This window comes from Geobacter sp. OR-1 (genome assembly GCF_000813145.1).
Taxonomy (GTDB): Bacteria; Desulfobacterota; Desulfuromonadia; order Geobacterales; family DSM-12255; genus Geoanaerobacter.
Genome location: NZ_BAZF01000029.1, coordinates 25038 through 37876, shown reverse-complemented (window position 1 = coordinate 37876; position 12839 = coordinate 25038). Strand labels below are relative to the sequence as shown.

Here is a 12839-nt window from a genome sequence, read left to right as displayed (position 1 = left end):
AGCGAAGGGAAACTAAAAGCGAACAACAAGGCCACCGATCTCGGCAAAATCATCTTCCACGACTCCTGCTACCTCGGGCGGCACAACAACATCTACGACGAACCGAGAAGCGCCGTCGCCCGGGCTACCGGAGAACCGCCGGTGGAATTCGAGCGGCAGCGTAACCAGGGGTTCTGCTGCGGCGGCGGCGGTGGCCGGATGTGGCTCGAAGAGCATACCGGCGCCCGGATCAACATCAACCGGGTCGAAGAGGCACTGGCCAAAAACCCGGATACCGTCTGCGTCGCCTGCCCCTACTGCCTGACCATGTTCGAAGACGGCCTCAAAGATAAACTGTCCGGCCAGACCAGGGTCAGGGATGTTGCCGAAATCGTCGCGGAGGCGGTTAAAGGAAATGGAGGGTGAGATGCTGACAGTAATCCAAAACGATCCCGATGTGCCGCTCGGGTCTTACGCTGATCAGCTCACGGCATCAGGTGAGGAATTCAACATTGTCGAACTATATGCAGGGGAACGGCTGTCCGGAGATCTGCTTGCCAGCAATGGGATAATAATTCTGGGTGGGACAATGGGAGTTTACGACACGGATAGCTATCCGTATCTGCTTGATCTGAAAAACTACATACGACAAGGTATCAGTCGCCGCATCCCGATGTTGGGGATCTGTCTAGGCGGACAACTCATGGCAGAAGCCCTAGGCGCGGAAATATCAAGCGGCATACATCGGGAGTGTGGTACATATTCGGTCGAACTTGCTCCGGAAGCCGCTAAGGATCCGTTGTTTGCAGGTATTTCGAATCCATTTATCACTTTCCAGTGGCACAATGACAGCTTTAATCTCCCTGATGGCGCAAATCTTTTGGCATGGTCACAAAACTGCCCTTGCCAGGCGTTCCGGCAGGACAACAACTGGGGGATTCAGTTCCACCCTGAAATAAATGCGCATATTATTGAAAAATGGTGTGAGCTTGGGTCTGGCGAAAGGGCACTCTTGCCAGTTGAAGTCGATAGGATAATCACTGATTATCGAGAGAATATTGCAGGATATACTAATGCATCATCACTGTTAATTCATAATTTTATTACGATCACCCACAGCTGCAAGTATAACTGAATTTAGACAATTACTTGCTCCAACCTTTACCTCTGACTGCAATTAACTTGCAGGCAAAAGGTTCAAAAGTGTCGATGAGAGAAAAAGAATTCGAAAATAGATTGATTGCGTAATTTTTATCGGAGTAATCCTCTGGGTAAGTGCTTGTCCAATACAGATAGCACTTGTCATAGGTGAAGTTTTTATTAGCCATCTGACGGAGGATTGCCTTCAGGGAGGATTCGCTTTTCCCGGACAAGAAATATTCGAATTCAGATTTAGAAGGGACATGCCAATCCGAGTAACCTCCATATGCGGATTTGTTTAATTCATTGATTGCGTTAACAGCTGCTGTCCATGAATACGCGTCATTGTTTTGTATTATCGTCCATGAAAGAGCACTATTATTGTCATTGTAAATGTTGACATCGGATTTGGCGTTGCTTGATATTAAATAATTGTTCAGTGGAATGTTGATTACTGTAGCAGTTTTATCGTTAATAGTGTCAATAGTCACCCATGGAGCCATAGTTATTACTTCCCAGCCGTGATCTTTTAAGCAATTGATAGAGTTATTTGGTTTTATACCCCATGTCAATAGGTTGTCGGTAATGTCATCTGTATCAAGATTTGACTTAGTGTCATTACTAATACAAAAATATAAATCCTCAATTAAGTCAGATGCCTGTTTTGATGATCCAGATACGAATTGAAGTTTAAATTCCCATCCGGTTTGAGCAAGGCACGCATCTATCATATATTTATGCACAGAATCATCCTGAATATATATAAGACGGTTGTCAATCAAATATTGGTTATCGCTTTTTACAATATTATCACAATTAATATAATCATCCCTAAATGAAACACAAGATGCCTTATTATAATAGTATGATGCTATTGTAGATACATTGCTGCATCCACTCAATATGATTAAAGCAATTATTAAATATATTCTGTGCATAAATGGAGTAGAGAAATGATGTGAAAGAAGATAAATTATATTGTGAAATAAAACGTTGATCCTTTGTCCAGCTCACCTTCTGCCCAAATTCGTCCACCATGCCTTTGAATAATACGCTGGGCAGCAACAAGTTCCGTTCCTGACGTAGCTACACTTTTTTCTTGGGTATGCGGGTGTTGACCAAATAATTTAAATAGTTTATCAGAATATCTTGGGTCGAAACCGCACCCGTTATCTCTTACAAAATAAACAGCTTTTTCATTGGAACGTGCCACTCCGAATTCAATTTGTGGCGAGTCGTGATCTTCTACGTTTTTCCATGCATTTGTCAATAGGCTTTCGATAACAATTTTAAGTAATGTTTTATCACCTTTAACAATAATGTCCGGGGCGATAAAAAACTTAATATGTTTTTTGGGATGTGAAGATATGAGTTTGTGTGCGACATCGGCGCAGATAGAACTCAAGTTGACATCTTGCACTAAAAGGCTGCGTCGAGTCAATTGGGTAAGATTTACAAGGGCATCGATAATCTGCTTCAGTTGAATGCTCGTCTGGCTGATCCGCTGCAAATATTCCTTGCCATTATCACCAAGTTTTTCAATAAAATCTTCGCAAAGTGCTCTGCTTAAACCTTGCAGTCTCGATAGCGGCCCACACAACTCATGGGAAATTGCGTCACAAAATTCATCCAGTTCTCTATTCGTCGCGTCAAGAAGGGCGTTTCTTCTCAATACCCGATATTCAAGTTCTGCATTTAATTTACGGACTTCTTCTTCAGCTTCTTTACGAGAAGTGATATCTTCTGAGAAAAGTATGAAGTATTCGGCTTTGCCATCTTTTCCAAAAACAGGAGAAACCAATGTTTCTTCAATAATCTCTGACTGATCTGCCGTTTTCAGAGAAAGCTCTCCCTTCCACAGCTGAGAATTGATAAGCGCATTTTGAAACAACTCTTTAGATGCTGATGACGATTCAAACAACCAAGAAATATGCTGCTTAAGAAGGTCATTGCCATTTTTCCCAGTTACTTCGCTGGCTTTGGAATTGATATATTGAATGTTTCCATTTGCATCTGTGATAGTTATAATAATAGGGCAGCTATCAAGAGCTTTAACATACAACATTTGAGATTCTTTGTAAGAATCAATTGATTTTAGCTTGTCCAGTCTTTGAGAGCAAAGAGCCAAGGTATTTGCAAGCTGATCTGTTTTGATCGGCTTTGCCAAATAGTGATTTATATTCAAATCAAATGTATTTAGTAATTGATCGCTTTCACTTTGATTAACAGTCAATATTATCTGGATATTTTCATCAATTACGCGAATTTCACGAGCTAGTTCAATTCCACTCATTATTGACATGGAGATGTCGGTGATGATGATGTCCGGCTTTACTTCTTGGAAAATCCTTAACCCTTCATGCCCATTTTCTGCGACATAAAGGAAATATCCAAGACGGCTTATCATCTTAGCTGTCTGAGCGAACACGGTGGGAGAATCTTCGACATACAGAACTGTGTACATTTATATTTGTCCCGCAGTTTTCATTTATAGACCTTGTTAATTGTGAGGCTAGTCATCAGTTTGCAACTGCCATGCCCAGAAACCATATATGTAACTACTGGTAATAACGGGGTTTACTGGTAGTTTCCCGATAGGGCCTGACATCTTGCCATTGACTCTGCACAGTGTAATTGGAGTTTAGTGTTCAAAATTTGCATACCGGATTATATATAATCATATTTTTGTGGGATATACGGTTGACTTGAAAAATATAGTGGGATAATCTGTACCAGTTTTAATAATTAAAGCCGATATTTGGGGGAGGTGGAAGGTATGAAACTTAAGGTGTTGGGGTCTGCAGGAGCAGAATTCCCCGATTACCGCTCACCTGCCTACCTGATTGACAATTCATTGTTGTTGGATGCTGGAACCATCGGCTCGGCTTTATCTGAAGTCAACCAATGGGATATCAGGACCGTCTTGCTTTCCCATGGTCACCTTGACCATATTAAGGGGCTGCCATTTCTTGCAGACAATATTATCATTTCAAATGCAAATAAATCTATCGAGTTAATTAGTACCGTTGAAGTTCTGGATGCAGTCCGTAAGCACATTTTTAATAATGTTATCTGGCCTGATTTTTCGAATATTCCATCAAAAAACAATGCCGTTATTAAATATGTTGATATTCAAGCTGAAACAGAGCTTGATCTGGATGGATATAAGATAACAGCTTTACCAGTTTCTCATTCAGTGCCAGCAGTGGGCTATGTAATAAGAAAAGGTGATACAGTTCTCCTTTACACTGGTGATACTGGTCCAACAGAGAGAATATGGCAAGTTTCGGATAATATTTCTGTTCTCATCGCTGAAGTATCATTTCCCAATCAAATGAAGGAAATCGCTTTATTGACCGGCCACTTGACTCCTGATCTATTTATGAAGGATTTATCTAAGCTTAAATCATTACCACCTCTTATTTTAGTTACCCATTTAAAACCCCAGTTTAGAGAACAAATCATTAATGAGTTAAATAATCTGCAATTGCCAGAAATCAAACTTACGAGTGACGGCGACGAGTACTACATTTAGCGTATATTCCTTACGGCTGATTGGATGTAATATAGATTTTTTATTTACTTTTGCGGTTGTTCGGGTTAATAAATTTTATTCTTGATTGTTCTGATTGAACTATCTCCACAGGAGGTGTGGCTTGCAAGAGGTCAGTAAAAGAGTTTATTTTTACTTATTGATTGTATTTGGGTTGATAATCCCTTCAACCGGTTTCGCTATCGAGTGCTACGAATGTCATGGGACCAAAGATCCTATTGACTTCAGGCCGATTGATGACGCATACCGAAATGTCAGCACCGGCGGATTTCAGGGTAACCATCGAACACATACTTCAATGGACAATACCAAACAGCAATGCGAATTCTGCCATTCCGGTAGTTCGTTATATAATCAGGGGCACCGCAGCGGGAAAATAGATATTGCATACAATATCAACAACTCAAGAGAGAGGGCACTCTACGACAATCGTACATCTGCTTGGCTTCAAACCTCATCTCCTGTTTATGGTACCTGCACCAATGTTAATTGCCATTTTGAAAATGAAACCCCTCAATGGGGGTCTGCTGCATTTACGGTCCCTGCTAATTGTTCGAAATGTCATGGATTCCCCCCCTATGGTGGGAATACCGGCGCAGAGGGTAGCCATCTCGTCTCTGGCCATTTGATGGGTGGCGATGTTGACAGTTGCGGCCATTGCCATCCAAGGCATACCGGCTTTACCCATGCTACGAGTGTCAGGCGTTCCTTATTGGTAATCCCCCGTGACCCGGCATCAACAGCCGCCGGATATTATGACGGACCCACTAATGATTATCTGCCGTTACAAAATAATCAGTTCGGAAAATGCAACAATATTTATTGCCACAGCAACGGTGCTTCGGTTGCGTCAGGAGGCATAAATGGCAACTCTACTCCTGTGTGGGGAGGGGCATCGCTCAACTGTGGTTCGTGCCACAGCTATCCGCCTAATTATGTCAATGGGACTCCAAAGGCCAATAGCCATACAAGGCATTCCGAATACAGTTTTTCGTGCAGCCGATGTCATTTCAGCACGACTTCAGATAATGTCACCATTCGTAATTGGCGCAAGCATATAAACAAATTTTACAATATATCTTCTCAGGAAGAACGGTTGACATACTCTTTTGCCTCAAACGGCGGGAACTGTGCCAATAGCTATTGCCATAGTAACGGAACCTCAAAATCAACTGGGATAATTCCAGCTAATACAGTCAAATGGGGGAATGGACCTCTGCTGTGCTCCTCATGCCACTCAAACCCTCCTGCATATGCTAACGGCACTCCCAAAGCCAATAGTCACGAGCTACACTCGATTTACGGCTATGGCTGTAATAAGTGTCATGTCGGAACAACTTCCGACGGCGTATCCATCACCGATTTGAGCAAGCACGATAACGGTAATTATGATGTTGCCGCCGGTAATGGCGCAACATTTAATTATGTTTATTCCTCTACAGGAGGCGTCTGCTCAAACAATGCCTGCCATAGTGATGGCACTCAGATTTCCTCAGGCGTGCCGTCGTCTCAGCCGGCTACCTGGGGTACGTCTCTAGGGTGCTCAGGCTGCCATGAATTGCGGCCGGAGTATGCAAATGGCAGCAAGAAGACCAACAGTCATATTGGGAAACACTCCACATATTTTTGCAATACCTGCCATAGCAGTACATCATCAGATGGGTTTTCCATCACCAATCCAGCCAATCACATCAACGGACAGTACGACGTAACCAGTGCGGCCGGTCAATTTACTTATTCGTATGCCACAAATGGCGGGACTTGCTCCAATGTCCTGTGCCATGCCAACCCGACCGGATACCGGCAGTGGGGAGCGAAAGAGTGTGACGCCTGTCATGGAGCCCCACCCAATACTCCGGCTCACCTAACTCATTTCAGCGGTTCAGCTCAACAGGCCTCATACACAAGTGTCAAAAAGGCACAGGACTACACAGCCAATTCGTCAGGATACATCTTCAACTGCGGCAATTGTCACCCTATCGACATAAACAAGCACGGGAACGGAATTTTGGAAGTTGAGTTGTATAATGCCAATGCTCCTCAGGGATCTATTAAATTCCTGCAGTCCGGAGCCTCCTATCAAAGAGGGAACAGGTACTATTCGGATAGTCGCGGATTTGCCTATACAAATGGAACTTGCAGTAATGTTTATTGTCACAGCTATAGTGAATGGACTACCCCTGGCGCCGAGGTCTGCAATCTTAGCAACTTCTCAACCTGCAATAATAATGCGGTACAAACCCTGACTGTTACCCGTAAATTCAATGCGGTAACATGGAACGGAACGTTACCTAAAGATTGCACCGGATGTCACGCCAACGGACCACGCTCAACGTTTACCACAAATTTCGGTTCAACCGGAGACAGTCATGCATGGCTTGACAATAATTATATTGAACAGGGCCATTTCAGAAAATACAAATTCAGCACTGAACCCGTATCATGTACATTCTGCCATAGTGGGACGGTCAACACGCTGAATAAATTCTATCGTCCCAGTGTTTACAACCCACCATCACAGCCATATTTCACCAATCTTAGCGCAGTAGCGATCTCCAATTTCTCAAATCACGTTAATGGTAAAAATGATGTGATTTTTGACAAGCAAAAGACCTTTACCGTTTATTATCCTGGTATGCCATCATGGGGAATTCCAGAAAAAACAACCTTCTACTCTCTTAGTTCTGCAAATGTGGGTTACTCCACTGAAACGAAAACTTGTTCCAATATCTCGTGCCATCTTGGTCAGACTTCTGTAAAGTGGGGGCAACCATATCGGGCGTATAAATACGAGAGCAATGATATCGAATGCAAACGATGCCATACTGCGCCATATCCTTACATTAACTTCTAATCTATACTAGTTTTCGTCCTGCCAGCTCCCGTTGCATATCTTGAACGGGAGCTTTGTTTTACCGGGCTGGACATTAATACACTGCTTCATATATACTCACACCAGCAGATCAACCTTAATCAAAGAGGTAACCATGTCAAAACGGATCTGGTTCAAGTCTTTATTGATGTTAGTTTTACTCATATGTGCGTTCGGTCAGACTGCCTTAGCCGCACCGGCAGTGCGGGTAAATAAAACCGGGAATAACATTTGGACGGTTTATGGCTCAGGGTTCGAGCAGATAGGAGGCTTGACTTTAAGCATCCAATACGAAACAACGCTCAAGAATCCTGAAGTTATTAACGGTGAAGTGATATCTGGGGCGCTCGTCTCAACGAATATATCTGTACCTGGGAAAATAGGGCTTGCCGCAGCACAAAGCACTCCGTTTCCCAGATCTTCCGGAGTCATCGCCACAATTAAATTCGGCAGTGGAACAGGGAGAATTACTTCTATAACGCCTACTACAGCCACTGCTGATAATAACCCGCACTTGGTTGATTCTACTTCCGAGATCACCAACAGCGGGGATATTGCCGGATCTGGATCCGGATCAACAACTACAGATACTTTCGATACATCCAAAAATATTACAACACCAAGTTCAAGTACGAATACGGGGAGTTCTCCGACACCCACATCTTCAAGTCAAGGGGCATGGCTTGGTGGCGTTACCATGCAGACCGATATCAGCTCAACCGGCGACCGCAAGGAACAGCCAAAACAGCCAGAGTCGGTTGCAGAGCCATCTCGGACAACTCCTACTGCTGAAGCAAACCGGATAGCGAGCGAGCCGGATAAACAAACTACGGAAGAAAAGAAAGAGAAACAGCCCCGATTTGTTACAACGTCTTCGGTACTTAAACAGTTTAAAGATTACAAAGGTGAAAGAACCCCTAAAGAGATGGTGACTCTGTTCACCACGGAGGGGAAAGGATTTCAGCAGGTTCCGCCAATTTTCCTTGCCGATGGGAAAGGCACATTAAAGGTGCTGATTCCTGTTGATACTTCGGCATCCGCTTCGCCGAATTTTGCCATCAGTAAGGAAGCGCAGATGGCATCATTCCCCAAAATTGTTGAAGATAATTGGGTGGTTGAGCTGAAACCGAAGAAAGGGGTTTATCAGGCAACTCTTTCATATTTTCTTGACGAGGTGACGACTGATATCCCGATCACGGTGGCGCCGCTCTTTGATTCGTTTAGCGGTAAGCCGTTTGCCAAAATGACTGAGAGCGATCTTGCCCAATTTCTGAAAACACCAGACACTGCTAAGGCTGATCTTTCGAAGGACTTGAACGGCGATAAGGTAGTCGATTACATTGATGATTATATTTTTGTCGCAAATTATCTGGTTCAAGCGCCACAATCAAAGGGTGGAAGTGCACAGCCCAAACAAAAGGCTCCTGACAATACAAAGAATACAGATAAATAGGTACTGAACCACTCTGACACACAAACAGCTTTCGGGTCACCCGGAGGCTGTTTGTGTGTCTGCTAACCAATAAGCCCGAGAAAACTTGTATGGCAATCAAAAAAAACCGCCCAAATCGCCGTAAATCGACAACCGGCAATAAAACCGTGATTACATTGCTTGTACTGTTGGTTTTGCTCTGCGGTTCAATTTTCTTGCTGGAGTGGGTTAAAGGAACAACAGTTCAGGTCGAGCAAAACAATACCCCCACTGTTCAGACAGAACGCCACAAAATTCCACCCAGACAAGCATATAACCAGGTCGAAATGCAGCCTTACACAACTTCCTCACTGGAGCACAAGCTGCATATTCGCAAGAAAACCACATCTCCAGGTACTGTGGCTATAATTATTGATGATATGGGCGCATCACTTCAGGAAGCGAACTCCCTCATGGCTATCAATATACCGCTGACGTTTTCGCTTATCCCCGGTTTGCCGAAAGTCAGGGAGATTGATAAAACAGCCTATGACCGCGGCTATCAGGTAATGATTCATATACCAATGGAACCAAAAGGGTACCCCCAGCACAGACTTGAAGAAAACGGCCTGCTCTTGTCTCAGAGTGACGAAGAAGTCGAGAAGAGGGTCAGTGCGTATTTCGGCTTATTGCCGCATGCGGTCGGAGCAAACAATCATATGGGTTCAAGGTTCTCTGAGAATGAACATAAGATGCGAGTGGTGCTGAATCAACTCAAAGCGCATGGCCTTTTTTATGTTGATAGCCGGACAACTCCGCAATCAGTTGGGCTTGCCTTGGCCAGATCCATGGAAGTTGATTCTGCCGGAAGAAACGTTTTTCTGGATAATGACAAAGATCTGCATGCAATAACGGTTCAACTCGAACAACTCGCTGCCTTGGCCCGGAAAAGAGGGAGTGCGATAGGGATTTGCCATCCTCATAAAATAACGATTCAGGCACTTGCTATGAACCTGCCGAAACTGAAACGGGAAGGGATAACCTTTGTGCCGGTAGGGGATCTGGTAAGATAAATCTTTTCAGTATAATTACACGCTGGCGCTTGTAGCTATCTGCTGCTTGATTTTGCGAAATCTCCGATATCCGTCTTCTTTGAGAATAGCTTCGTGGTCGTCGTCAGGCACCGGCTGTACCAATAAGACAGTGCTTGCTGTCGTCTGCCCCAAAGTGGCATTTAACAGTCTGTAAAGACTCCCCTCGCGCGTATTCAAAAAGCTCTCCGAGTATTCCCTTACCGCAAAAACTTGCTTGATAACTTGTCGACCAGTCTTATCGATGATAACTACCTCAATACTGGTTGAGCTGCCAACATTGACCGGGCGAAAAATCACAGTCGATGTCGCAGAGACATCGATGAGGAGCTGATTAAACGGATCACCCGATGAGATCGTATTGCCATTGGGATTGAATAGAGGAATGATCAGCCCGGTGAAACATTCTTTATGGATGAATCCACGGGCAGTACCGTCGAGATTCTCGTAATAATGCGACGGATTGTTATTGATTCCGGAATCGATTAACGGCCTGTTGCAGATGGGACAGTTCAATCTGATTGTGGTACGCCTACTGACATATGCCGCGTTACGGCGTTCATCCTCTGATTTCAGCCATCTACTGAACTGAATGGAACGAGGTTCCGTTGTTTCCTTAAAAGCAGACAAGACCTGTCTTGCAACCGTAGTGAACTGCCCGTAGACATCAGTTCCTCTGGCATGAGTCAAGACCGGGTAGATCTTGCCGTCGGGGTTGGTATTGAGGCTGTCAACCTTTGGGCTTTTAGAAATATAGGAATCAAGACATCGATAACCGCGATTGATGGCATAAGCTTTCAGTAGGGTTCGTTGATCCCGGAACATGCCATCGAATTTGATGCGTGAATCGACAAGGCATGGGATGAGCGCGAGGCTCTTTTTGTCCAGTCCGCGGCTGTCGAACAAGGCAAAGATATTTTTGCAGTTTTCCAGTGAGGCCATATCCTTTACCGGAATAAATACCTGGTCGGCAGCGTAAAGCGCGTTCTGCGTCAGGATATCGAGCTCTGGACGGGTGTCGATGATAACAATACCGGGGATGTTGGCATTTGCCATCATACGGGCAAGAAACATCGGCCCTTGCAGGGCTCCCCTTAACTCCGAGAGTTCGTTTGAAGAAGGGATATAATTGACGCCATACTGGCCCATTTGCAGCAGATCGCCACCTTGCACCCCTTTAAGGAGATCTGCTACTGTGCCGCGCGGTTGCTCTCCCGATAGTGCAAACATCCTGTCAACAGTGAAATGGTTGTCGAAAGAAAATACTGTAACCTGCAGATCTTCTCTCAGGGCTTTAAGGAAAATTGCCAGATTAGTGGCCAAAGTAGTTTTCCCTACGCCTCCCTTTTCGGAACATATCGTGATTACAAATGGATAATTTTGCATGCCGGCATAATAATATGATACTGTTGCCCGGTCAACATGAATGACCGAGGGGGTGCAGTGGATATCTTTTCTGGAAAGAGAATCCTTACCGTTTCGCAACTGACGAATCTTATCACCGGGGTTCTTGAAGAAAACTTCGATCATGTCTGGGTCGAGGGTGAGGTATCCAACCTCGCGACGCCAACATCAGGACATCTGTATTTCACTTTGAAAGACTCAGGTGCGCAGGTTCGTGTCGTCATGTTCAAGGCATCCGCCCGCAACCTCAGGTTCAAGATAACTGACGGCATGCATCTGATTCTGCGCGGCCGAGTTTCGGTTTTTGTCCCGAGGGGGGAATATCAAGTACTTGCCGAGTATCTGGAACCAAAAGGGGTCGGTGCTCTGCAGTTAGCGTTTCTCCAGCTAAAGGACCGCTTATACAAGGAAGGGATATTTGCCGAATCCAAAAAGAAACCGATCCCAAAACTGCCACAGAGAGTGGGAATTGTCACCTCACCTACCGGCGCTGCGATTCACGACATTCTGAATGTGATCGACAGGCGCTTCAGCAATATCTGTCTTCTGTTGAACCCTGTAAAGGTTCAGGGAGAGGGGGCTGCCAATGAAATTGCCTCGGCAATCAATGATTTCAACAAGTATGGTAAGGTAGATGTCATTATTGTTGGCCGCGGAGGCGGTTCAATCGAGGATCTCTGGGCATTCAACGAGGAGGTTGTGGCCAGGGCGATATCTGCATCGAAAATACCGATTATTTCGGCTGTCGGCCATGAAGTGGACATAACCATTTCCGACCTTGCCGCGGACCTGCGGGCTCCTACACCTTCAGCAGCAGCCGAGTTGGTAATTGCATCAAAATCAGAGATGTCCCAAAGTCTAAATGTTCAGACACTGAGGCTTCACAGGGCAATTACCGTGATTATGAATGAGTCGAACGGAAAATTTTCTGCTCTCTTAAGAGGGTTGAAAGATCCTTCGGCCTTATTGGGTGCTTATTGGCAACGATGTGATTATCTGCTGGAACAGCTTGTTTCTTTGATATCAAAAAATATCGATCAAAGTGGCCGTCGGCTGGAAATGTTTCGAACAAGACTTTCATCCAATAGTCCACAACTGCTTCTTGATAAGAATACGAACCTGGTGCATTCTTTAGATGCCCGCCAGGAGCGGGCTGTTGTAAACAGGCTGAATCGGATGAAAGAATCCGTGGCATTAAGCTGCACGGGTCTTGAGAAATTGTCACCCCTGGCTACCTTGGGTAGAGGCTACGCACTAGCTTATCGTTCCTGCGACGGGAGCTTGATTACCGACAGCCTGCAGATTTCAATCGGCGACCATATCGGATTGAAGTTTGCCCGCGGTAAAGCGAGATGCATTGTTGAGCAGACAACATCCGATTAGATGAAG

At 44.8% G+C, this 12839-nt stretch carries 10 protein-coding genes; 7 read left to right on the top strand and 3 right to left on the bottom strand.

The genetic code is table 11. From position 1 onward, the window contains the following. The coding region (locus OR1_RS19360; protein WP_041974546.1) for a (Fe-S)-binding protein at positions 1-405 on the top strand (405 nt) is incomplete at its 5' end. Between the two features lies 1 nt (position 406). After that, on the top strand, positions 407-1114 hold the full coding sequence (locus OR1_RS19355) for a type 1 glutamine amidotransferase (RefSeq protein ID WP_041974544.1): 708 nt from the start codon (positions 407-409) through the stop codon (positions 1112-1114). A gap of 10 nt (positions 1115-1124) precedes the next feature. Here OR1_RS19355 and OR1_RS19350 read toward each other — a convergent pair whose 3' ends face one another. Continuing rightward, positions 1125-1862, bottom strand: a complete 738-nt coding sequence (locus tag OR1_RS19350) for a DUF1566 domain-containing protein (protein WP_041974542.1) — start codon at positions 1860-1862, stop codon at positions 1125-1127. 230 nt (positions 1863-2092) lie between these two features. Then, a complete protein-coding gene (locus OR1_RS21200; RefSeq protein ID WP_052440686.1) occupies positions 2093-3583 on the bottom strand; it encodes a response regulator in 1491 nt (496 codons plus the stop codon). A 312-nt stretch (positions 3584-3895) separates the two neighbouring features. Between OR1_RS21200 and OR1_RS19340 the strand changes: the two genes are divergently transcribed. From OR1_RS19340 to OR1_RS19320, 4 genes are all read left to right on the top strand, one after another. Further along, positions 3896-4654: a 3',5'-cyclic-nucleotide phosphodiesterase gene (locus OR1_RS19340; RefSeq protein WP_041974540.1), complete on the top strand. Its 759-nt coding sequence runs from the start codon at positions 3896-3898 to the stop codon at positions 4652-4654. Between the two features lie 121 nt (positions 4655-4775). Then, on the top strand, positions 4776-7526 hold the full coding sequence (locus OR1_RS21835) for a CxxxxCH/CxxCH domain-containing protein (RefSeq protein WP_082003050.1): 2751 nt from the start codon (positions 4776-4778) through the stop codon (positions 7524-7526). A gap of 133 nt (positions 7527-7659) precedes the next feature. Then, positions 7660-8997: a hypothetical protein gene (locus OR1_RS22205; protein WP_152609983.1), complete on the top strand. Its 1338-nt coding sequence runs from the start codon at positions 7660-7662 to the stop codon at positions 8995-8997. An 89-nt stretch (positions 8998-9086) separates the two neighbouring features. After that, positions 9087-10028, top strand: coding sequence for a divergent polysaccharide deacetylase family protein (locus OR1_RS19320; protein WP_041974531.1), 942 nt, complete (start codon positions 9087-9089; stop codon positions 10026-10028). Between the two features lie 15 nt (positions 10029-10043). Here the strand turns inward: OR1_RS19320 and OR1_RS19315 are convergent, their stop codons facing one another. Beyond that, positions 10044-11432, bottom strand: coding sequence for a ParA family protein (locus OR1_RS19315; protein ID WP_041974530.1), 1389 nt, complete (start codon positions 11430-11432; stop codon positions 10044-10046). Between the two features lie 57 nt (positions 11433-11489). Between OR1_RS19315 and xseA the strand changes: the two genes are divergently transcribed. Beyond that, a complete protein-coding gene (gene xseA, locus OR1_RS19310; protein WP_041974528.1) occupies positions 11490-12833 on the top strand; it encodes an exodeoxyribonuclease VII large subunit in 1344 nt (447 codons plus the stop codon). Positions 12834-12839: the final 6 nt, after the last annotated feature.